This is a genomic window from Limnoglobus roseus (assembly GCF_008254045.1).
Taxonomy (GTDB): Bacteria; Planctomycetota; Planctomycetia; order Gemmatales; family Gemmataceae; genus Limnoglobus; species Limnoglobus roseus.
Map to the genome: position 1 here is coordinate 2,969,139 of NZ_CP042425.1, position 20,418 is coordinate 2,989,556.

Annotated in this window: 23 protein-coding genes and 2 pseudogenes; 9 read left to right on the plus strand and 16 right to left on the minus strand. The window is 66.6% G+C overall.

The features are described 5' to 3' along the window. Positions 1-43 precede the first annotated feature (43 nt). A pseudogene (locus PX52LOC_RS43845) lies at positions 44-1,105 on the minus strand (lactonase family protein); the annotation flags it as partial. 986 nt (positions 1,106-2,091) lie between these two features. Between PX52LOC_RS43845 and PX52LOC_RS12380 the strand changes: the two are divergent. Next, positions 2,092-4,149: a PAS domain S-box protein gene (locus tag PX52LOC_RS12380; RefSeq protein ID WP_168218957.1), complete on the plus strand. Its 2,058-nt coding sequence runs from the start codon at positions 2,092-2,094 to the stop codon at positions 4,147-4,149. 129 nt (positions 4,150-4,278) lie between these two features. On the opposite strand, the gene PX52LOC_RS12385 is transcribed toward PX52LOC_RS12380, so the two are convergent. From PX52LOC_RS12385 to PX52LOC_RS12445, 15 genes and pseudogenes are all read right to left on the minus strand, one after another. Further along, the gene (locus tag PX52LOC_RS12385) at positions 4,279-5,562 is read right to left on the minus strand and encodes a hypothetical protein (protein ID WP_149110389.1); all 1,284 of its coding nucleotides are present in this window, start codon (positions 5,560-5,562) and stop codon (positions 4,279-4,281) included. A 300-nt stretch (positions 5,563-5,862) separates the two neighbouring features. Further along, positions 5,863-7,122 carry a hypothetical protein gene (locus tag PX52LOC_RS12390; protein WP_149110390.1) on the minus strand — a complete coding sequence of 420 codons (1,260 nt, stop codon included), beginning with the start codon at positions 7,120-7,122 and terminating at the stop codon, positions 5,863-5,865. Positions 7,123-7,628: 506 nt separating this feature from the next. After that, positions 7,629-7,832 carry a hypothetical protein gene (locus tag PX52LOC_RS12395; protein ID WP_149110391.1) on the minus strand — a complete coding sequence of 68 codons (204 nt, stop codon included), beginning with the start codon at positions 7,830-7,832 and terminating at the stop codon, positions 7,629-7,631. A gap of 37 nt (positions 7,833-7,869) precedes the next feature. Next, on the minus strand, positions 7,870-8,016 hold the full coding sequence (locus PX52LOC_RS40450; RefSeq protein WP_168218958.1) for a hypothetical protein: 147 nt from the start codon (positions 8,014-8,016) through the stop codon (positions 7,870-7,872). 161 nt (positions 8,017-8,177) lie between these two features. Continuing rightward, entirely contained in the window at positions 8,178-8,552 is a 375-nt protein-coding gene (locus tag PX52LOC_RS12400) for a hypothetical protein (protein ID WP_149110392.1), read from the minus strand. A 454-nt stretch (positions 8,553-9,006) separates the two neighbouring features. Then, positions 9,007-9,288 (minus strand): ion channel, encoded by a 282-nt coding sequence (locus PX52LOC_RS40455; protein WP_168218959.1) that lies wholly within the window; start codon positions 9,286-9,288, stop codon positions 9,007-9,009. Positions 9,289-9,556: 268 nt separating this feature from the next. Next, positions 9,557-9,748 (minus strand): annotated as a pseudogene (locus PX52LOC_RS43850) (WD40 repeat domain-containing protein); the annotation flags it as partial. Continuing rightward, positions 9,696-10,238: a hypothetical protein gene (locus PX52LOC_RS42460; protein ID WP_149110394.1), complete on the minus strand. Its 543-nt coding sequence runs from the start codon at positions 10,236-10,238 to the stop codon at positions 9,696-9,698. The gene PX52LOC_RS42460 and the pseudogene PX52LOC_RS43850, both read right to left, overlap by 53 nt. Before the next feature lie 9 nt (positions 10,239-10,247). Next, a complete protein-coding gene (locus PX52LOC_RS12415; RefSeq protein ID WP_149110395.1) occupies positions 10,248-10,886 on the minus strand; it encodes a hypothetical protein in 639 nt (212 codons plus the stop codon). A gap of 361 nt (positions 10,887-11,247) precedes the next feature. Next, positions 11,248-11,895: a hypothetical protein gene (locus tag PX52LOC_RS12420; RefSeq protein WP_149110396.1), complete on the minus strand. Its 648-nt coding sequence runs from the start codon at positions 11,893-11,895 to the stop codon at positions 11,248-11,250. 334 nt (positions 11,896-12,229) lie between these two features. Continuing rightward, positions 12,230-13,057, minus strand: coding sequence for a hypothetical protein (locus tag PX52LOC_RS12425; RefSeq protein ID WP_149110397.1), 828 nt, complete (start codon positions 13,055-13,057; stop codon positions 12,230-12,232). A gap of 66 nt (positions 13,058-13,123) precedes the next feature. Beyond that, positions 13,124-13,597: an SOS response-associated peptidase family protein gene (locus tag PX52LOC_RS12430; RefSeq protein ID WP_149110398.1), complete on the minus strand. Its 474-nt coding sequence runs from the start codon at positions 13,595-13,597 to the stop codon at positions 13,124-13,126. A 53-nt stretch (positions 13,598-13,650) separates the two neighbouring features. Next, complete coding sequence (locus PX52LOC_RS41950) at positions 13,651-14,544, minus strand: peptidoglycan-binding protein (RefSeq protein ID WP_218575342.1); 894 nt, start codon at positions 14,542-14,544, stop codon at positions 13,651-13,653. Positions 14,545-14,801: 257 nt separating this feature from the next. After that, positions 14,802-15,089, minus strand: coding sequence for a hypothetical protein (locus PX52LOC_RS12440; protein ID WP_149110399.1), 288 nt, complete (start codon positions 15,087-15,089; stop codon positions 14,802-14,804). Positions 15,090-15,316: 227 nt separating this feature from the next. Beyond that, positions 15,317-15,607: a helix-turn-helix domain-containing protein gene (locus PX52LOC_RS12445; RefSeq protein WP_168218961.1), complete on the minus strand. Its 291-nt coding sequence runs from the start codon at positions 15,605-15,607 to the stop codon at positions 15,317-15,319. A 153-nt stretch (positions 15,608-15,760) separates the two neighbouring features. Between PX52LOC_RS12445 and PX52LOC_RS12450 the strand changes: the two genes are divergently transcribed. From PX52LOC_RS12450 to PX52LOC_RS12480, 8 genes are all read left to right on the plus strand, one after another. Beyond that, positions 15,761-16,090: a hypothetical protein gene (locus PX52LOC_RS12450; protein WP_149110401.1), complete on the plus strand. Its 330-nt coding sequence runs from the start codon at positions 15,761-15,763 to the stop codon at positions 16,088-16,090. Positions 16,091-16,150: 60 nt separating this feature from the next. Next, complete coding sequence (locus PX52LOC_RS40465; RefSeq protein ID WP_168218962.1) at positions 16,151-16,294, plus strand: hypothetical protein; 144 nt, start codon at positions 16,151-16,153, stop codon at positions 16,292-16,294. Positions 16,295-16,361: 67 nt separating this feature from the next. Beyond that, a complete protein-coding gene (locus PX52LOC_RS12455; RefSeq protein ID WP_149110402.1) occupies positions 16,362-16,796 on the plus strand; it encodes a hypothetical protein in 435 nt (144 codons plus the stop codon). Positions 16,797-16,985: 189 nt separating this feature from the next. Beyond that, positions 16,986-17,210, plus strand: a complete 225-nt coding sequence (locus PX52LOC_RS12460) for a helix-turn-helix domain-containing protein (protein ID WP_149110403.1) — start codon at positions 16,986-16,988, stop codon at positions 17,208-17,210. A gap of 4 nt (positions 17,211-17,214) precedes the next feature. After that, positions 17,215-18,147: a hypothetical protein gene (locus PX52LOC_RS12465; RefSeq protein WP_149110404.1), complete on the plus strand. Its 933-nt coding sequence runs from the start codon at positions 17,215-17,217 to the stop codon at positions 18,145-18,147. Between the two features lie 213 nt (positions 18,148-18,360). Further along, entirely contained in the window at positions 18,361-19,074 is a 714-nt protein-coding gene (locus tag PX52LOC_RS42465) for a hypothetical protein (protein ID WP_246173709.1), read from the plus strand. 28 nt (positions 19,075-19,102) lie between these two features. Then, positions 19,103-19,483, plus strand: a complete 381-nt coding sequence (locus tag PX52LOC_RS12475; RefSeq protein ID WP_149110405.1) for a hypothetical protein — start codon at positions 19,103-19,105, stop codon at positions 19,481-19,483. A gap of 420 nt (positions 19,484-19,903) precedes the next feature. Further along, positions 19,904-20,281 (plus strand): hypothetical protein, encoded by a 378-nt coding sequence (locus PX52LOC_RS12480; protein ID WP_168218705.1) that lies wholly within the window; start codon positions 19,904-19,906, stop codon positions 20,279-20,281. The last annotated feature ends 137 nt before the right edge of the window (positions 20,282-20,418 follow it).

The window sequence follows — 20,418 nt, forward strand, 5'->3', positions numbered from 1 at the left end:
GGATGGCCTTCGGCCCGGCCAGTTCCAGGTTCTGAAGTTCCACCGGGTGTAGCGGGTCGGCGATGGAGAGCACGGAGACGCTATCGGTGGCAGAGTTCGCGGTGAACAGGAACCGTGCGTCCGGGCTGATGGCGATCCAGCACGTCCCCTGCCCGGCGCTCGGGACCGTCTCCACGAAGGTCAGTGCGCCGGCCGCGTCGTAGGTGTAGACACCGATCTGGTTCCCGGCGACGAAGCCGACGTAGAGGATCCGCTCGGTCGGGTGGGCCTGGAGGCCGAGAACGAACGGCGGGAGGGGCGTGTCGGCCAAGGTCGGGCGCGGCGTCCCGGCCACCTGCGCGAGGGTGCCGTCGGCCTGGATGCGGAACCCTTCCAGGAGGCTCGCGAACGGGGGGATGAACGGGGGGAGAGGCGGGGCCGGGACGAGCGGGAACGCGAACAGGTCGCTGCCGAACAGGAACTGGCCGTCGGGGGTAACCAGCGCCTGCGACGGTGACGACCCGGGGCTCACCTCGATCGTGGATTGGGCGATCGGGCTGAGCCGGCCGTCGCTCGCGACGCGGAAGCCGGTGTAGTTCGGGCGCGACCCGCCGCTCGCCTGCCCTACCGTTTGGTCCCCCTTGTTGACGACGTAGAGGTTGCTGCCCGCGAGGGCGAGACTGACCGGCTCGATGCCGCCGGACGCGAACGGAGCGCCGGGTACGAGGCTCAGGGTGCCGTCCGCATGAATGTTGAAGACGGCGATCGTGTCGCTGCCGGAATTGACCGCGAACAGGAAGCGGCGGTTAGCATCGACGATCACGTTCTGGTCGGAGTCGTCCGGCCCGAGAATTTCCGTCGGGTTGGGAGTACCGGTCCCGGCGGTCAGGAACGTGCCGAATGGCGAGAGTTCGCCGGTGGTGGGGTCGCTGCGGTAGGCCAGGATGGAATTTTGGCCCGCTTCGGGGTTGTTGCTTTCGACGTAGACGATCGTGCGGGGCACCGTCGTCGACGGCAAGCACCGGTCATCGAGTGCCTCGAACGAGAGTGGGTCGGACTTGTGACCTTGACGACAGCGCAGGGGAGAGGTGAACGACATGGGGCGGTCTCCTGAACGTGAAGGCATCGGGGATACCGAGGCCCGAATTGCCGGGTTGATCCAAAAACATCCTCAAATTGGTGCGTGGGGCCAGGGCGATGCCGTCCGGCCAATCATTCGTAAATGCCGATTTTCGGTGCCGAGTGCCAATGTTTGAAGATGAGACTATTCCCGTGAACGACCGAATGCAATCAATTTTCTCGTTCGAGTGGTTCTAGCGGTCGTGCGGTGACGGTATATCCGGAACTCGGTCCGTCGATTTGACACGGCCAAACCTCCTGCCGGGTGAGCAGCTCAGAGGGGCCAGATCGATTACTTCTGTAGCCGGCGAACGAGAGGTGATTGCGGACGGAATCTGCCGGCCCACCCGGGCGGAGCGGACGACCAACCGCGTGCGTCTGATTCTCGCCGTCAAGTCCGCGTCGGTCATCATCGCGGATCATAGCCGGACGGTTCACGGTTTACGACCGCTGGTTTGATCGTTAAGGCCAAACGGATTCTCGTTCCATTCGGCCCAGACGCCGGTGCCTCAACCGTCTCTCCCATCCGCCGCTTTTGTACCGCATCCCGCCCACCTCGCCGATCGCCAGGTCCGATGGACTCGCGAACCGCCGTCGCACTCTGCGACCTCGCCCGCTGGTTCGCGGCTGTCGCCAATGTAATCGACGCGCTAGTCGCGGACCCGGAGGGGTTGACGGCGGCCCAGCGGGAGGTCGCGGCCATCCTTGGCGATCTCGTCGCCGATCTCGACGGCCGCCCGATCTCACCGGCGACTGCGGCTCACCTCCACCGAATCGTCCACGACTACTTGGGACCGGCGGCAGGAACTCCAGCGGTCCCTCGGCGGCCCTGGTGGCGGTCGCCGAGGGACCGTTCGGACGGTACGAATGAGGCCGCAATCGGCGGCCCCCTCCTTCTCGACTGCCGATCGACCGAAAGTCGCACGCCCCCGTTGCCCAAGGCCCCACAGCCGGGTACAGTCGGAGTGTGTCCCATCCGCCAGGGGCCATTCGATGACCGCCGCCTCATTGACTCTCTCCGGGGGCAAGGACTGGCCCACGCCGCTCCCGCACGTTTACGCCCTAACGGTGATGGCCGTTTCACTCGCGGCCCTCGTCCGGTGGCTCCTCGACCCGTACTTGCGGGAGCACCACCCGTTCGTCTTGTTCCTTGTCCCCGTGCTCGTCGCGGCCTGGGTCGCCGGGTGGAAGCCGGCGACGCTCGCCGCCGCCCTCGGGTACCTGGCCGCCGATTACCTGTTCGTCCACCCCCGGGGGGCCGTCGGGTTCCACGACGCCGAGCACGTCGTCGGGGCCGCGTTCTTCGTCGCCGTGAGCGGGATCGGCATCGGCCTGGTGGAACAGACCCGGGCCGCCCGCCGGCAGGCCGAGGGCCAAGCCGCGTCCCTGCGGGGCGAGGTGGCCGATCACGAGCAGACGCAGGCTCGACTGCGGGAAGCCCAGGCCCAGCTCGAGCGCCGGGTCGAAACGCGGACGGCCGAACTCTCCCACGCCACCCACCAACTCTCCGAGGAGGAGGCGGCCCGCCGGGCCGCGGAGGGGCGGGTCCGCCGTCTGGCCGCGATCGTCGCGTCGTCGGAAGACGCCATCATCGGTCAAGACCTCGCGGGGACGATCACCGACTGGAACGCCGGGGCCGAGCACCTGCTCGCGTACCCCGCCGCCGAGGTCGTCGGCCGGCCGGCCGCGGTGATCGTGCCAGCCGATCGCCGGGACGAAGCCGAGCGGGTCACGGGCCGCCTCGCGCGGGGCGAGGACGTGCGGCCGTACGAGACGGTGCGATTGCGGCGGGGCGGCGTTGAGGTTCCTGTGTCGATCCGGGTGTCGCCGATCCGGGACGACGGGCAGCTCGTCGGCCGGGCCGAGATCTGCCGCGACCTGACGTACGCCAAGCGGCTCGAGGAGCGGCTGCGGCAGTCGCAAAAGATGGAGTCCATCGGCCAACTGGCCGGCGGCGTGGCCCACGACTTCAACAACATCTTGACCGTCATCAACGGGTACACGGATCTGATCCTCCAGGACCTGGGCCCGGACGACCCACGCCGCGGGCTGCTGAAGCAAGTCCACGACGCCGGGACCCGCGCCGCGGCCCTGACCCAGCAGCTCCTCGCGTTCAGTCGCAAGCAGGTGCTGCAACCCCGCGTCCTCGACTTGGGCGTAGTGGTCCGGGACAGCGAGCGAATGCTCCGCCGGTTGATCGGCGAGGACGTACACCTGGCCACCGTCATCCGTCCCGACCTCGGACGTGTGAAGGTGGACCCGACCCAGATGGAGCAGGTACTGTTGAACCTGGCGGTGAACGCCCGCGACGCCATGCCCAGGGGCGGCCGGCTGACCGTCGAGGCGGCGAACGTCAACCTGGACGAGGGGTACGCGGACGCCCACCCGGAGGTGTGGCCGGGCCGGTACGTGATGTTGGCCGTGGCGGACACGGGCACGGGCATGGACGAGGGGACAAAGGCCCGCATGTTCGACCCGTTCTACACGACGAAAGGGGTCGGCAAGGGGACCGGGCTGGGCTTGGCGGTGGTCCACGGTATCGTCAAGCAGTCGGGCGGGCACGTGGTTGCGTACAGCGAGGTGGGGCTCGGGACGACGGTGAAGATGTGCCTGCCGGCCGTCGAAGGCCTCGGGACCGCGGGGAAGTCCCACCCGCGGATCACCACCGGCCCGCGGGGGTCGGAGACGGTCCTGTTGGTCGAGGACGAGGCGGCCGTCCGCCAGTTCAGCCGGGCCGCCCTCCAGTTGTCGGGGTACACCGTTCTGGAAGCCGGCCACGGTGGCGAGGCGGTCCGACTGGCCGAGCGGTATGAAGGACCGATCCACCTCCTTGTCTCGGACGTGGTGATGCCAGAGATGGGCGGCCGCCTGTTGGCCGAGCGCCTGTCCGCGTCCCGTCCGGGGATCAAGGTGGTGTTCGTGTCCGGGTACACGGACGACGCCATCGTCCGGCACGGCGTGCTGGAGGCCGGGGTGGCGTTCCTTCAGAAGCCGTTCTCGCCCGCGGACCTCGCCCGCAAGGTGCGCGAAGTGCTGGACAGCAAGGAATGACCGAGGCAATTCCTCTCAACGTGACCAAATCACTCACGGCCGCAGGTTCATTTCTCAGGACAGCGGCCGCACATGACAACGCCGGAATCGAAGGGGTGGGGAACGCCCACCCGTCTTCGCCCGGTGTTGTTAGGGTGCGGCGACCACGGCCATCAAGCCGCGGCAGACGGCGAACACGAGGAGGAAGTGCGTGATCGCGAGCAGGGGTAGGATCAGGTAGCGCCGCGGTTGGCGGGGTTGCCCGCGGAACCGGACCGCCCGCCACGCCGAGAACGCGATGGCCGACGCCCAGAGCGAGAAGATGATGGCCCCGCCCATGACCGCCCCGGCCAGCCAGTCCCACCGCGTCTGCTCCCCTCGGGGGATCGTCAGCAAGGGAATCGCGAGGCCGAGGGCGGCCCCGAGGGCGGAGATGAAGAACGGCCCGTTGAACGCGAACCAACCCGTCAGCGACTTGAGGAACTGGCCCTCGCCGGTCAGGCCGGGAACTAACTCCAGGTCGCGGTCCCATTGCTTTGGGTCCGTGGTCAGGGTTACGCGGGTGATCGGTTCGGGCCGAGACCGGTAGTGGTACTGGTACAGGTTGGCCATGCTGTTCGCGTCCTTCCGGTCGAACGCCTGACCGACGCCCATCTCCTCGACCACGCCCCGGACGTACTCGCAGTGTAGGCCCGGCAGATCGCACCCGGCGGCGGGGCGGACTTCCCGCCGGACGTACACGACCGTCTCGACCGGGTCGGCGTACACGCCCGTCGGCCGCAGGGGGAACCAGAGGGTGGGCGAGGGGAAGGTGATCTTGAGGCCGGTCGCCGTCACGGCTTGGCCCTTCGCGACCCACCCGCAGACGAAGGCGTAGCCGTCCTGGCCGACGTAGGGTTCGAGCGACGAGAGGTTCACGTTCGCCCGGTTCACCCCCTGGCGGTCGAGGTATCCCTCGACGTCGGCCCGCGACGCCGTCCTCACCACGGTCACGACCATCCCCAGTTTTTCGACGCGGGCGACCTCTTTTGCCTCGGTGGCCGCCCCACTACTGCACCCGATCGGCACGCCCACGCAGCACAGCCCACCGGAGTCGAGCAGTTGCACCGCCTGGATCGCCTCCCGCAGGCTCTCGCGCGCGATGTCCCGGTATCGGCGGTAGAAGCTGACGACCGGGAAGCCGTCCACGGGTTCGGCTTGCACGTCAGCCGCGTTCGCGCGAACCGGAACGACCCACACGCTGCCGGCGGTGGACGAGTCGCTGAGGGCGGCGACGAATAGCGTCTCGACGCCGTCCGCCCACTCGATCAACGCCCGCTGTTCGCGCTCGGGGACGAGGCGGCCGTCCAAGGCGAACTTGCACCCGTCGGCCCAGGCAGCGGTCGGGGCCGTAAGGAGGAGGCAAGTCGCCAGTGGTAGTAGGAGACGCATCATGACTCCGAGCGTGAGTGGTTGGCAATGTGCCACCTCGATCCGTCGCTGTGACCTTTGTTTCTTGCTTCTCCGCCGGTGCACGCCGGTCGAGCGTATCGGTCCGCCCGCCGCGTGTCGAGTGTTTTAATTGTGAGAGTTCGGGACGGTCGCGAGGTGAACAACGCGGGACGAGAAAGATGGCGAGCGGGGAACCCTCACCCGTCTTCGCCCGGTGTCGCTAGAGGACTTGACCGAGAAGGGACGGCATGGACGGGGATTGCTCGGTCGGAGTTGCCGGCCGGTGCGATCTCAGCGGCCCACTCATGGAGTGGAGGGGACGAGCGGCGGGAACAATTCGTCCGCCCCGGCGTAGAACCGCAAGCCCCGCAGCGTGACGGCCTGACTCTCCCCGGCCTGGAACTCGAATCGCCACTCCTTGGCCTTCGTCTTCGGGATCGCCACCTTCTCGTCCGCCGACTTCAGCGACACCTGGGCGATCTTCCGCGACTGTCCTTTCTCCTTGGCGATCGAGACGCGGACCGCCCGGGCGGCGTTGTACTCGCCGCTGTGCTGAGAGTGGACCCCGACGGCGGTCAGTTCCGTCTCGTACGGGAGCGCGACGTCCACCGTCACCCACCCGCCCGCGGCCTTCGCCGACTGCCACATCGTCCCCGCGTCGAACGTCACCTTGCCCTTCTTGTTCGGCCCGACCGGGCCGGCCCGGAGGTTGGCGACCTTCGTGCCGAAGTCCTCGCCCGAGGCGGTGGTGAACTTCGGCCCGTCCGGGTGGTCGGGGAGCTTCATCGGGCCGAGGGGGACGATCCGGTCGGCGATCGCGTACCCCGTGGGGACGTCGTTCGCCGGGTCGAACCGGAGGGCGGGGAAGACCCGGCGGTTGAGCGCCAGGGCGCGGACGTCTTCCGGGATCAACTCGCCCGGCGTTTCGCTCGGCGTCAGCCCCTTAGTGTGGTGCTTCGGGTTGTACGACATGAGCGACGGGTTCGCCTTCATGTCGTACTTGTACACGTCCACGTGGGGGAGGCCGAAGGCGTGCCCGAGTTCGTGCTGGAGGGTGGACTGGAAGTTCGGCATCCGGTCCATGGCGAACGTGCACACCTGGACGACCCCGCCGCCGGTGCTCAGCCCGCCGTTGAGCGGCTGCGCGCTCCCGACGGGGAACTCGTTCGCCGGGTTCACGACGACGACGAGTAGGACGTGGGGGCAGTTGAACCGCGTGAACTTGAGGTGGGTGAGCACTTCGGCGGTGACGGTCGGAAGGCCGCGGTCGGGCAGCTTGCGGAGGAAGTCCAGGTCGCGGGGGGATTGGTACACCCGGGGCTTACCGGCGGCCACGCCGAACGTCTCCCCGTGGAGCAACTCTTTGTACCGCCCCCGTGCCCACTCGACGTGCTTGACGAGGAGTTCGGCCTGGGCGTCGGTGGGTTCGTCCTGCCCCTTGGGGACGTAGAACACCGGCAGCACGGTGACCGCCTTCGGGGGTGCCGCGTCTTGCGCCCGGACGGGGGCGGCGAGGATCGCGGCAGCCACGAGGCAACAAGCGGTGGGGACGTGGCACGTCACGGGGACGCCTCCGAGGCGGTGTTCGTGTCTCCGGGCGGAGAATCCCCGGTCCGTCCGTTCTATGACCTCCATGCCCACCCCTTCACCCGGCGTCGTTCTTCTTCGGACCCCCCGCGTCTTCGGCGGGTCTGAGGCGAGCGAGTGGTTCGACTAACGCTGGAAACGTAGGACAGGCGGTTACGCGAAATCGTACATGGTCACGGGCACCCTATTGTAGCCAGATCCGCCCGCGGGCGTCGCCGGGCCCCTTCGCCTTCCACATGCCGCGAGAGCAGCGGGGGCACGGGACCACCCGGTAGGCGGCATAGCACAGTCCGACGAAGGCGGGGGCGAGTAAGAGGATGACTGACCAGGCGTCCGGCCAGTTGTACAAACGCCGAGGGCGGTGGCAACGGCCGCCCCACCGGCCTTATTCTGTCACGAGTAAACAGCCTTAATTCGCGGGGGCAACTCCCGATTCTCAAGCACGGAGGGCACCCTGACGTGACGAGAGACTTGCCGGTGGGTTACTCGGCGTTGGCCCGCAGGCTCACCACGCCCTTGAACAGGATCGCGGGCAGCACGATCACCACGTCCGACACCTTCATCGCCGTCTCCTCGGCCGCGGCCTCGGCCTCCAGCGTCGCGAACGTGTGGGCCTGGAAGTGCAGCGTGCCGACCCCGGGCATGAGGATGCCCCCGTCCTTTCGCTCGACGTGCGGGTACCTCATGGGCGGAATTCCTTCGAGATCGCGGATGGCTGGCGGATTACTTTTTCGGGGCAGACGACTGGCGATTCTTTTGCTCTTCGGCCATCGCATCGGCGATGGCGTACGCCATCGCCGCGAGACTCTCCGGCTTGTTCAGGACGTCTTGAATGTTCGGGTTGGCCGAAAGACCGACAACGATTCGCACGGCCATTTCGTCGATCGACTCGTTCGATATGTGACGACTCCCGAAGGTGAAAGGCGATACGCCCAAGCTGATTGACGCCGATTACGAGACGGCCGTCGCCGTCGGTTTTCAGGTCCGCGGTATCACGTCTTCGGCGGCGTGGCCGACTTGACGGGCACGACTTAAGCCTTGGGCTTGCCCTTTGCCTTGACGATGTCCTTTGCGGCGGTGTCCTTATCCTTCGGGGCGGCCGCCAGGTTCTTCGACATGAGCTTGCCCATGGGCGACTTGCTTCGCGGTGGGATCGGGGCGGCCGCTTTCGGAACCGCGGATTTCTTCGCCCGGACCGGCTTGGCCTTCGGCTTCTTCACCAACCCGACGGCCTGGCCGACCGGCGTGACGACGTGCTTCTCGGCGGCGTGGGCCACGTCGGTGGCGATCTCGGCGACCTTCTCGGCCGCCCCCGTCACGGCCTTCTTGACCTTAGTCAGGGTCGTCGGGGCCGCGGGCGTCTTCGGGGTTGGCTCGGCGGCAGGTTTAGAAGGCTTCTTGGCCATGGTCGTCTCTCTCACGGGCGAATCGGGAATCACTGTTGTATCGATTCCCTTCGCTCTCATTTCCCCTTCGACTGCTTGGCCTTCGGCGTTGCTGTTGCGACTCATCGCTGCGTGAACTTGAACTCAGTGCCTTCCGGCCGAGGCGGGACTACCCATTCGCCGGCCCGAGCAACACGACGGGAACCTCAAGTGCGGCCAGCCGACTTTCATGGAGTCCATGCGCACCCTCGGCCGTCGGAGTGGGAACGCCCCAGCGTAACGGTTGGCGGGATCGCTTGCAACAACCTGCTCGCGGAAACGGACTCCGCCCCGACGAATCGCCCGGGACAAAGTTCATGCGCAGTGACCTTCGGCCGCCCGCGTGGACATTCGGCCGACGAATTCAGGTTACCACCTTTGAAGGATGACGCCGGCAAGCAGGAGGACGATCGCGACGATAACGGGCCCGGTTCGCTCACTTCTTTGGGGGCGGGGGCGAATTCGTGGAATTGCCTGCTGGCGATTGGCCCTGCCTGGCTTCCATGTGGGCGATCTTGTTGAGCCGGTAGAAGAAGACGCTTATGACCAGCCCCGTAAACGCCAGCCCGACGAATGCCTCGGAGGCGCCGTACAGTCGACTTTCCGGAGTCGGCCGGAAGTCGCCGTGTTCGAGCGTCGTCCATGTGACGATCGAGAAGTCGTAGCACTCGATCGCCTTCCGCGTCAGGCCGACGGGCGTCTTGCTTCGGAGGGGCACGGCGGGTACGGCGACGCCGTGTCGATGATCCAAAGGGTCTTGTACACATCGGTGTACGAAACGGTGGCCCGCAGGCTCGCTGAAGTTGCTCGGCCAACTTCGCTCGCGGGACGGCCGGCAGGGCGAGGGCTTGGGTGAAGTGGGTTTCAGCGGTCAGGGCGTTTTCTCCGGGGCGTGTGGCCATCCCACGGTGAGAGGGCCGCGGCCGCCACTTCGCCGTAGGCTTCAGCACGAAGTCTTTATTAACCGGGGTGGTATTGTAGATTCTGACGTGTCTTCGCAGACTGCCAATAAGAATCCGCGTCCCGTCCGAGCTAAAGATGACCGAGTTCACACGATAGTAGTCCCCCTTGAGGGTGAGCGTTTCGTCGCCGGTCTTCGCATCCCACACCCTCGCCGTGTTGTCCCTACTCTTGGTGAGGATCCGCGCCCCGTCCGGGCTGAAGGCGACCGAACTCACCTCCGCGGTGTGTCCCTTGAGGGTACCCTTGCCGCGAGCGCGAAGTCCCGCTCAGCGTACGCGCCGGGACCGAGCCGAACACGCCGCCGGCGGCCATCTTCTCCCGCCACTGGCATGCGCGAGCGACCACCTTGAGGATCGCCCGCCCGTAAGACACGTTCGTGTACCGATCGGCCGGCTTCCGCTTCGGGTCGGCCTTCCGCTCCCGGACGTTCCGCGCCACGGCCGACGGCCACAGGGGCGTCTTCCGGTTGGCCGCCCGCATCTCGCGGAACTCGGCCGCCGACGCCGCGGCCGAGAACAGGTAGGCGTTCGGTTCCGCGCACGCGGCGAGTAGGGGTTCGAGGATCGCGCGTCCTCGGGGGCCGATCGGGACCACCCGACGTTTCCCCCGGTGCGTGCCCTTGTGCCACCGCGGCTCGTACAGCCACACCTCGGCCGTCCGATCGATCTCCACCGGCCGGAGTTTGCACACGTCGCCGGGCCGCATCCCCGTCCACTACTGGAGTCCCACCATCGCGCGAAGGGTCGGCGTCATGTGGGGCAAGGTGACGCTCACAACTGCTTGGCAAACGGGAAGGACGGGCTCCGTCTCGCTGGCGGTCGTCCGCCCCTTCCTAAGACCGGTCAACGTGCGGAGGGATTCGTACCGATTGCCCGGGATCATTTCGTGCGCGACGGCCCACTTGAAACACCGGCGGACGCGGTCGATTCGCGCGTTGACGACCTTCCGCGACCAACCCAAGCGGACCATGTCATCCAGGACGGCCTTCAAGTTCAGCGGGCAGAAGTCCGCGGCTGGCGTCTCACCGAACCGCGATCGCAACGGCCGGAGGGCTTGCTTGATCCCCATGAGTTCGGACGTCGGCTTGCCGTCCGGGCCGAGGTAATACCCCTCGCAGTGCTGCCAGAAGGCGAGGACGACTTTGTTGACCGAGCACCCGCCCGACGCCGGCGAGGGCAGGGCGACGCCGGTGAACTCTGCGATGACGCGGGCGTACTCGGCCCGGGATTCGGGCGACCCGTAGGGCCCCAGGTACTTCTCGTCGTAGCCGCCGCCGGGGAGGGGTAGGAGGACGCGGGCGAGGCCGGTCGGCTTGTGTAAAAGGTAGCCGGGGATGCGCTTTTTCCGGGACATGCGACAAGACTCCGGAGGCAAATTGGTAGTCCACTACCAATTTTCTCGGGTTTCTCGCCGCGCCACCGTCGTGATGGGTTGAGCCTAAAGGCTTCGGCTTTCAAGGTTTTCGTCCAGTGCCCCCGGCAGGAATTGAACCTGCGACCTAGTGTTTAGGAAAAGACCGGTCGGCGAACTTACACTTCGTGAAAAACCTTTGATTCCGAGCATACCCTGGGAATCGGCGGCTTCGCAACTGTAACAAAGTCCACCAAACCCGCGCGAGAAGTGTGGTAGTCAGGGCGAAGTGTGGTACGGGTGTGGTAGTCGACGGGCGGCGTTCGGAAATTCCGAACGCCGCCCGTCGTGACTTCTTCGACGCTTAGCTCGGGACGGCCCGCCCGAAGAGTCGGGCGATTTGCTGGCTCGCCCGGAGCAATCCCTTTTCGTTCGGTTCGTCAGGGGTGTCGAGGTAGTAGTCACCGGTGATGCCAAAGGCCGCTTGTTTGAAGGCGGACTCTTCGGGGGGCAAGTCCAGGAACCTGTCGCCCAAAGTGTGGTCGTTGTCCCAGAGGATCAACTCCTCGAACAACTCCACGAGGTCATGCCATTTACCCGCCTTCTTACTCGTGAGCCGGGGGACGCCTTCCCACCCCTGCTCGGTCGCAACGGCGAGCAGGTGCTGACGGATCAGCGTACTCCGAATTTCGGGGGCGGGGTCCGAGGCCGTGTCCAGTTCCTGCACGAGCAGGTCTTCGATCGTGTACACGACGGCGGCGATCGCCCCCTCGTTGGCCGCGGTGTGGTGCGGCATGGGTACGGCCGGGTCGCGCAAGGCGGTGGCGACGTCTGCGAGAATCACATACTTCTGCTCGGCCGTCAGCCGGTCGAAGGCCGGCGAGCCGGTCTCTGTGTCGTCTTCCTCGGCGTCGATGTCCTGCCGCACGAAGACCAGGAGTAGGTCGAGGCCGTCGGAGAACAGTTCCCATTCCGCCTCGGTCAGGCGCGGTCGCCGGAATGCATCCGCCACATGGGTCACCTCGGGTTGAGAGTCGGTCGGTTGGCCGACCATCATGGCCAGGAGCGGCCAACTCTGACAACGCCGACTTCGGGCCGCCGGGCGTTGTCAGAGTTGGCCCGTGACGCCACGTAAGGAGAACCCCGGCGACCACGGGCCGTCGCCTTTCTCCGGATCGCGATTGGTGCTCTGACGCGGTATCGCCCGCCTACGGACCGGCGGGCGGAATCTGCCGGCTTACCCGGGCGGATCGGACAGAACTCCACGGCCGGCCGATCCGCCCGCCAACGCCTTGTCGGGAATCGTGCCGAGTCCGGACGAGTCAGCTGGCTCAGTGCCCATGCGCCTAGGATGCCGTGCTGGTGTAGATGTGCATCCTCACGTAGGCCCACTTACCCCACTCGATCGGCCGGTCGATCGAGACGACCGACATCAAACCGGCCACCCGCACGACGTCCCCCGGCCGGACGGCGAACGGACCCTGATCCCACGGTTCGTAGGGGCTCTCGCCAATCGTGAACCGGGAATCGACCGGGGCCTCGACGAGGCCCACCGGGTACCGCATGTCGCCGCCAACGTACCGGGTCACCACCAGCCTCGCGATGCAGCGGGCACCCCGGGCGTCCGTGCCCATGCCGAGTTGGGCCGGGTTCAGTAGAAATTTCGTGTGCCCGGACCGGACCGGCTGGTCGTACCACCAGATCAAGTCGTACGGCGTGCCGATGAATGGCTTGCTGCTGTCGTAGGGGGCGTACGAGGTGTTCGACCTGAGACTCGCCTCCGCCCCGTAGGACGCGGGGCCGACGTTCATTTCGCTGAAACTCACTCCCGCCTGCGAGTAGTTGAAGTTGCCGGGGTTCGGGTACTGCCGGAAGAACGGCGGGAATCCGTACTCGTTGAAGACGCGCGTTCGATCGGTGAACTGCGACAACTGGCCTGAGAGGTCTCCGGCGTAGTAGCGGACGAAGCGGATCTTCGCCGCCCTCGACGCCGGCAAGTCGTTCACGTTGAAGGCCAGCACATCGGTCGGCGATCCGGCCGGCAGGTACCGGGGAGGGCCGGAGGGGCAGTCGGGGCGCGGCGGACACGTCGTCCGCCTCCGCCGAAAGCCGAATCCCTGCGCGTCTGCGGGCGTCAGGCCCGCGAGCAACCCGGCCCCGGCCGCGGCCAGCATCCCCCGCCTCGTGATCGGCCCCATACATCCCCCTTAACTGTCACATTCTCTCAAGCAGGTTGAATGCTAAGCCCGCTGGACTTTAGCCTCAATGCCGAATCCGATCGCCAGGCTTGACCGCGGGGCGAGCTCGCCCGCGCAACCGGTCTTCGAGCAATGATCCCCGCCGCCCCGCTTCCCGGCCGGCTTCCACTCGTAGCACCCGCCGCACAGGATCAGGCACCGCTTCGCCCGGAAGGAACCGGCGAACGCCGGCTTCGTGGCCACCGTCTCGGCCCGCGCGTTCGGGAACCGCCCGTCCTTCGAACTGTTCACCCAGTCGGGCAGCGGGCCCCACGGGAGCATGGCCAGCCCCCGCGTCGCGCCGCCGGGATTCATGCTGACGACGGCGACGGGCTGCGCCGGCGCGACGTTGTACCGGGGTTCAAGGGCGGCGGGAACGGTGGCGAGGCGGAACAGGTCGGCCACGGCCGCGGGTCCGTATCTCCGAACGAAGCGGCCGCGCGTGACAACGCCGGAACGATCCCGTAACGACAGCATTTTCCACTTGGTTGAAAAAGCCTTGCATCATCGCGAACACGTCTGCATGGACGTCAGCTCTGCCAAAACACCGTGACGGCGTACCCGGCGTACCGGTCCGCGCCCTTCATCGCCTTGGCCCACTGGTCGGGCGTCAGCGCCCCGTATGCGTGGTCGGCCTTCCACGCATAGTGCGCCAGTTCGTGAATGACCGTGTCGACCCGCTCCGTCTCGGCCTTCTGGTCAACGTGGTACTTCTTCGAGAACGCGATGTAGGCCCCGCGGCCCTTGGCGTCGAAGCCCGTATACGCCGCGGCCTCCCCGCCGTCGGTCGTCTCGGCCTTCTTGTCGAACACCTTCAGCACGATCCCGCCCTGGTCGAGGGCCGCAATCATGGTCGCGTAGTTCTCGGCCGCCTTCTTGAACCGCTGCTGGGCCTCCGGGGTCAACGGGCCGCCGGGCTTGGCCGAGGCGAAGATGGAACCCGTGCCCGACAGGAAGGCCTCGGTGAACGTCGCCGACGCATCCGATTGCGATTTGATCCCGAGCAAGACTTTACTGGCCTTCGCCATGTACGCACGCGATTTCTGCAAGTCGCGGCGGATGCCGTCTAGTTCCAGTTTCGTCGGCGTCCGGTGGACGGGGTTCTTCACCCCGTGCGTGAACGACACGGCCTTCCCGGGTTTGCTGCCGGCGGCCGCCTTGTGGCCCTGGTGGTGCGCGTGCGCGTTCGCCTTCGCGCCCAGCGCCTTCCACGTCTCCGACTCGACGACGCCTGTGACGGACAGGCCTGCCGCCTTCTGGAACTCCTTCACCGCCGCCTCCGTCTTCGGCCCGAAGTTGCCGTCCCCCGGGGTCAAGCCGGGGCTGTTCTTCATCGCGGCGTTCAGCAGCTCCTTCAGTAGACGGACGTCCGTCGCGATCTTCGTCCCCTTCTTGAGCGTCGGCTTCTTCGCGAGGTCTTTCATCCCCTTCTCCCGAACGGCCGGCTGGCGGATCGGCCCCCGGCGTTACTGGGGACAACCGATGGCGAGGCGGGGCGTTCAAGCCGCCGCACCGACGATTGTGCGAGTTGAAGGATATCGGGTCAACGCGAAAAGGAACCCGTTGAGGAGAATTCGGACGAGAGTTCAGTTTGCGAAACAACACGTAATCTCACCCGTCTTCGTCCGGCGTTGCTAGATGACTTGACGCAGAAGGGCCGGCATGGACGGGGATTGTTCGGTCACGTTCCGATCGTTCGCTCGTGTTCCTGGAAGAAGGTGACCTCGTACTCCGTGACGTCCTCCCGCTCGTCGTCCGGAAACGTGACCGTGAACCGCCGGCCAGGGAAGTCGCGGGCCAGCTTGGCCGCCCACATCTCCCGGAGCAACCGCCCCAGGTAGACCGCCTGCTCGGCCGTCAACTCCGGCCTCGCCGCCAGGCCCGGACCCTCGGCCCCGAACAGGTCGGCCACGTGCAGGTGATTGAGCACGGCCTCGACCGCCCGCCGGTTCCCGCCGGTCCCGGCCATCCACGCCCGGAAGTTGGCCGGATCGAGGCGGTCGGCAAGCAGTACGCACCCGTCGTGCTCGACGAACGCCGGCCAGAATTAGGTGGCCGTACGCAATGGCCTGCCCAGCACTGCCGGCGTGGGCCATCCATCCGAACGGGCACAAGTCGTCCACCCAGTCGAACGCCCGGGTCTCGGGGATGAGGCGGAACAGTCGGTCGCGGTCCCACGTCGCCATCTCGATTCCTCTACACCGGCTTCTTCGGACGCCCCCGCTTCTTCGGCGGGTCCACGGCGGGCGGATCCGTTGCGGCACTGGCGTCGGCCCCTGCATCAGGTTCAATGCCGACGAACTCACGGCAGTCGACACCTAGCACTGCGGCGAGCTTCTCGACCAAGTCGAAGGCAGGATTCTTCTTGATGCCGTTTTCCAGATGACTGATGTACTGCTTGGAGGTGCCGACATCATTCGCGAGTTGCTCCCGTTCAACTCCCGCTCCTTCGCGAACCTCTCTCAATTTCAGACCACTGAAGGGCATAGGGAAAATCTCGGAATAAGTACCCAAAGGTATTGACAAGCGAAATACCCAAAGGTACTATACCCGTGTAGCCGACAACTAGCAACCCCACCGACTCAGCCGGAACCATGTCACCCTCCGGCCGCGTCCGGGGTGCGCCTTGAGGGTTCGACCATGTGCCTTCCCGTCGCCGGTTCGCTCCCCGCCTCCAAGACGCACGCCAAGGGCCGCCGGTGGGCGTTCCTGCCGTCCGCCGACGCGACCAGCCCCAGCCTCGGCACGCTGACGATCGTGCAGTCGAAGCGGGACACGGTGAGCTATGGCATCGCCCGCGAAGAGGGGCAGGTTCTGTTCGCCAAGCTCACCGACACGGCGGAAGTGTACGGCGTGACCTGTGACCGGGCGGGCCGACCGGTGAAGTGCAACTGCAAGGGGTACTCGTTCAAAGCCACTTGCAAACACGTGGACACGGTCGAGGAGCTCAAGGCCGACGGAATCCTGTAACCACCCAACCCGACCCGCCGCGAGGCTCACTGAGCCGCGCGGCCCCAGGAGGATCTTGCCATGAACGACCCGAAGCGGTTCGCCGCCGACCTGGCCGCCGTGCTGAAGAAGCTCGCCCGCGAGGGCGTGCGGATCACCACCGCCGACCTGCAACGGCCCCGGCCCCGCGACCGCCGCATCCGGAAGCGGACGGCGAAGAACTGACGCCCGTTCCCTCCCCCTTGAGGGGGAGCGTTCCACCCACCATCCACCACCACAGGAAGTTGACGACATGGACACGACGCACGCCCCCGGCACGAACGGCCGGACCCGCCCGGCGAAGGCGAAACCGACAACGCCGGAGAAGTCGAAGGCCCGAAAGAAGCCCCGCCCGGCCGCGGGGGACGCCGGCCACGAGTTCGTGTACGCCGGGTACACCGTGGAGCGGATGGCCGCCCGGGAGGACGCTCTTCATCGCATGAAGAAGTGCCGCGGGTACAAGCAGATCCAAGAGGTCGTCGACGCCGCCCGTCTGCTCCGGTCGCTCATCGTCGACACGATCCAGAACTACGGGCCGGACTCGGCCAGCCCGACGGCCCGGTTCCTCCGCGACTTCGGCGAGTTCGGGGACGAGGACGAGGATGTGTTCCATACCCTCCTCTCATTGGCCGTCGACCTCGACTTGAAGGTGGCCGTCCCGCTCAGCGAGATACCCGGCATCCGCTAACCGCATGGCCGGTCGGAAGCGTTTACCATGCCACGTCCCGACCGGCGTTGTGATGGCGTGGGCCTGACGAGGAACGCCCAAACGGGCGACTGCAACCGACCCGCTGGCCGACCGTTCGAGTGACGGCGGACGGTACGCCCGCGGGTCGGCGTTTTCACAACCCCTTTCCTACCCCCGGGAGTCAGTTACATGGCGGCGAGTGACCCGTTGAAGCCTAGTGAGGTCGCACGGCGGCTGCGCGTGTCCGAGGAAACGGTTCGCTCAATGCTCCGCAACGGCGAGTTGACCTCGTTCAAGGTCCGGTCGCAATGGCGAGTCAGGGTCGCCGATCTGGAGGCGTACATGAACCGCCGAGCCGATCCGCCCGCAGACGATTCCGGCACCGCCCCTGACATCATCCCCGTTACGGAGTAATCCCATGCCTGACCCCGTGAAGGTGGCGATCTCGGACCTGGTGCGCGACGAACGGTTGCGGTTCCGCGACACATACAGTTCCTCGCTCGCCGAGACGGTTGAGCGATATGCTGAGGCGATGGTGGACTACGGCACGACCTGGGGCGAGTTCCCGCCCCTGGTCGCCGTGTGGCTCACGGAGCCGCACGAGTGGGCCGAGGAAGTGCCCGACGGGGACGGTCGGTACGCGAAGCTCACGCGGCTCCCGAAGTCGTACCCGGCCAACGCCCTGATCCTCGCCGAGGGGTTCACGCGCTGTGCTGCCGCCGACGTGGCCGGCGTTGTCTCGGCCCCCGCGGTCATCCACCCGGGCACGTGGGCGGACGCCGAACGGCTAGCGTGGGGGGCCAATAGCCGGCATGGGCGACCGCGGAGTTCCGCCGAGACTGCCCGCGTCCTCGACAGCATCTTGAGCCGGCCGGAGTACCGGGCCGCGACCGGCAGCGAGTTGGCCAAACTGGCGTGCTGCTCCAAAGCAACCGCGAATCGGCACCGAAAGGCCCGGAACGAGAAACTGTCGACCAGCGCACCGGATGGCGTCGGTTCCGTTCCGGAGACGCCCGGCGTGGCGACGGCCGCCAGCGCACCCGTAGACGCCCGCGGGTATGCGATCCCGCCCCGGCTACACGCCCACTTCGCCGGGGTGCCGGCGGCCCGGAGACTCACGGGACAGTTGCGCGACACGGCGGCCAAGTTGTCGAAGCTGGCCAACGTCGGCGGCCGGGAGGTCCACCCGTCCTTCGCCCTGGTGGACGTGGAAGCGGCCGTCGCCGACGTGCTGAAGGCCGTGGCGTGGGTGGAGAGCATGCTACCCGCCGAGTCGTGCCGCTCGTGCCACGGGGACGGGTGCGTGAGTTGTGACCACCGCGGGTACCTGACGGCGGCCGCGGCTCGGTGAGCCGATAAACATCCGCGGCGGGGTGCCTGGAAAAGCGATCGGCCGCCACGTCCTTCGGCGTGGTGCCGCGGTCGCAAGCCCGGTGAGAGATCCGCACAACGCCGGAATCGTGAGACTCGCGATCCTTCCCGACGGCAACGCTTTCCGACGCCGTCACGCCCTCCCCGCCTCATCACCCAAGCCGGTACAACAACCGCACCGGAGGGCGGGGCGATGACGGAAGCGGAGTGGGTACGGGCGACCGGCACGGACGAGTTGTTAGACCTACTCCATTTGCCCGTGCCGGGGCGAAAGATGCGCCTCGCCGGGTGCGCGTGCGGCCGCCGGGTATCCCCCTCCCTGGCCACGCCCCTTTTCGACGACCTGTTGACCGCGGCGGAGAGGGTCGCCGATGGGCAACTGACGCAAGGCGACCTTTCCCCGCTCATCCATTCGACTCAACAACTGGTCGATCAAGACCCGCCACCCTTCTTCCAGTACGCGGTGGGCGGGATCGGGTTCGCCGCCGTGCACCTCGTGGACCGCCGTTACTTCCAGCACGGCCTGTCCCTCTTGGCGAATGCCGCGGCCTACCGCGTCGCCCCCGCCACGAGCGACCCCGAACTTAACGATGGCCGGAGGATGCGCAGCGATCCGGCGTGGCATGAAGCGTGGGCCGCCGAGCAGTCCGCACAAGTCGCACTCCTCCGCGACGTCTTCGGCAACCCGTTCCGCACCGTGAACTTCGACCCCGCTTGGCTCACCCCCACCGCCGTCGGCCTCGCGGAAGCCATCTACGCCGACCGCGCGTTCGACCGCCTGCCGATCCTCGCGGATTCGCTGCAAGACGCCGGGTGCGAGGACGAAGCGATTCTGGGCCACTGCCGGGGGGACGGGGTTCACGTGCGAGGGTGCTGGGTCTTGGACGGAGTACTCGGGAATGGGTGAGGGAGGCGAAAATGATGGGAGGAATCGGGTGTTGAAGGTAAAAATCGTGCTCGGTTGGTCAACCCTGGTGACCGCGTTAAGTCTCGTTGTGGCATCTCCGTCCTCCGCCGGTTACCCCGAGGACTTCGACGAGAGACTTCGCCAGACGGTTCGCATTGATGCCGAACTGAACGGCCTGGCCCTCAAGGATCTCATCACGCAACTTGAACACGACCACGCCGGGTTGAAGTTCGTTGTGGCCGAATCTCTTGAGAGAGATGACGATGGCGTATTGGATCGGAAGTTCACGCTCAAGCATCTGGTCGAAGGCTGTCCCGTGCAGGAAGCCCTCAACTTCTCGATGGGGAACCTGGGACTAAAATTCGTCGTCCGCGACGGGTATGTCGAGATCCGAGGCGGCGGCTCGTAACGCTCATTGAGCATATCCACTGGGCAATGGCACGAAGTCCGGCGCGTCCCGTAAGCCGACGGAGATCATCCAGCAACCCGCCTCGCGGGTGTACTATGAAAGCCTGACCTACGAGCAGTTAGAGCGACTGGATGCCCTGGCAGTGAGATGAACTCGATCATGGCGTGCGCGACGGGTACGGCGCCGCCCACGTCCGGCGCGGCGTGAGAGTGGCCAGCGGTTGCGCGGGTTCGGCAGCCGGCGGCTCCAGCGCGAGATCTCTGCCGCTCTTCGCGGGGACGTGAGACAATGGGGAACCGGAAGGCACGTGAGCACCTCCTACGTCGCGAACACGAGGTCGCCTGGGAGCGGGCCAGGACTGAGGAACGATCCGCGTCCGTGGACGTACACGGCCGGGGGATTGGCCATCGGCGAATCCAGTTGGTCCGACGCCCAGCCTTCGAGGAAGGGGCGGCGTGGGAGATCCGGCAGCAAGCGGAAGGGTGGCGGGCGTTCCGTTCTCGCGTCGTCGGCGGCTCGTGGCCGGATGTCCGGCTCGTCGGATACGACCCGTTGAAAGTGGACTCGGCCCCGCTGGAAGGGTTCTTCATCCGACTCGCCGCGTTAAGCGTTCCGGTCAGCCCCCTCAACGGGAGGGCTGGAGTCGACGGAACGAGTTTCCAGCTCGCTGCGTTCGACCTGTTCTGCGAGTGGCGGGTCTCTTGGTGGGAGGAACCGCCGCCCCAATGGGAGGGGTTCGGAAGAATCGCAACCGAGATGGTGGCCCTATTCGCCACTGCCGAAATCGACTGCAACTGACCCGCTAAACACTTACCCCTGGGGGAACGTGAGGGCGTGCCGAGTCCGGGCTGAGAGATTCGTGGGAAGTCATCGAGCGGGCACGCCGGAGCCAACTGGCCAGTTGAATTCACGACACCTTACGAAATGGCAGATGG

What these genes read in the sequence shown, in the direction of transcription:
- PX52LOC_RS41950 (WP_218575342.1), bottom strand. Translation starts at nt 14,544, where the DNA reads ATGAAAGACCTCGCGAAGAAGCCGACGCTCAAGAAGGGGACGAAGATC.
- PX52LOC_RS12460 (WP_149110403.1), top strand. Translation starts at nt 16,986, where the DNA reads ATGGCGGCGAGTGACCCGTTGAAGCCTAGTGAGGTCGCACGGCGGCTG.
- PX52LOC_RS12395 (WP_149110391.1), bottom strand. Translation starts at nt 7,832, where the DNA reads ATGAGGTACCCGCACGTCGAGCGAAAGGACGGGGGCATCCTCATGCCC.
- PX52LOC_RS12465 (WP_149110404.1), top strand. Translation starts at nt 17,215, where the DNA reads ATGCCTGACCCCGTGAAGGTGGCGATCTCGGACCTGGTGCGCGACGAA.
- PX52LOC_RS12445 (WP_168218961.1), bottom strand. Translation starts at nt 15,607, where the DNA reads ATGCCCTTCAGTGGTCTGAAATTGAGAGAGGTTCGCGAAGGAGCGGGA.
- PX52LOC_RS12425 (WP_149110397.1), bottom strand. Translation starts at nt 13,057, where the DNA reads ATGCTGGCCGCGGCCGGGGCCGGGTTGCTCGCGGGCCTGACGCCCGCA.
- PX52LOC_RS12430 (WP_149110398.1), bottom strand. Translation starts at nt 13,597, where the DNA reads ATGCTGTCGTTACGGGATCGTTCCGGCGTTGTCACGCGCGGCCGCTTC.
- PX52LOC_RS12380 (WP_168218957.1), top strand. Translation starts at nt 2,092, where the DNA reads ATGACCGCCGCCTCATTGACTCTCTCCGGGGGCAAGGACTGGCCCACG.
- PX52LOC_RS12415 (WP_149110395.1), bottom strand. Translation starts at nt 10,886, where the DNA reads ATGTCCCGGAAAAAGCGCATCCCCGGCTACCTTTTACACAAGCCGACC.
- PX52LOC_RS42460 (WP_149110394.1), bottom strand. Translation starts at nt 10,238, where the DNA reads ATGCGGCCCGGCGACGTGTGCAAACTCCGGCCGGTGGAGATCGATCGG.
- PX52LOC_RS40465 (WP_168218962.1), top strand. Translation starts at nt 16,151, where the DNA reads ATGAACGACCCGAAGCGGTTCGCCGCCGACCTGGCCGCCGTGCTGAAG.
- PX52LOC_RS12455 (WP_149110402.1), top strand. Translation starts at nt 16,362, where the DNA reads ATGGACACGACGCACGCCCCCGGCACGAACGGCCGGACCCGCCCGGCG.
- PX52LOC_RS12400 (WP_149110392.1), bottom strand. Translation starts at nt 8,552, where the DNA reads ATGGCCAAGAAGCCTTCTAAACCTGCCGCCGAGCCAACCCCGAAGACG.
- PX52LOC_RS12385 (WP_149110389.1), bottom strand. Translation starts at nt 5,562, where the DNA reads ATGATGCGTCTCCTACTACCACTGGCGACTTGCCTCCTCCTTACGGCC.
- PX52LOC_RS42465 (WP_246173709.1), top strand. Translation starts at nt 18,361, where the DNA reads ATGACGGAAGCGGAGTGGGTACGGGCGACCGGCACGGACGAGTTGTTA.
- PX52LOC_RS12440 (WP_149110399.1), bottom strand. Translation starts at nt 15,089, where the DNA reads ATGGCCGGGACCGGCGGGAACCGGCGGGCGGTCGAGGCCGTGCTCAAT.
- PX52LOC_RS12450 (WP_149110401.1), top strand. Translation starts at nt 15,761, where the DNA reads ATGTGCCTTCCCGTCGCCGGTTCGCTCCCCGCCTCCAAGACGCACGCC.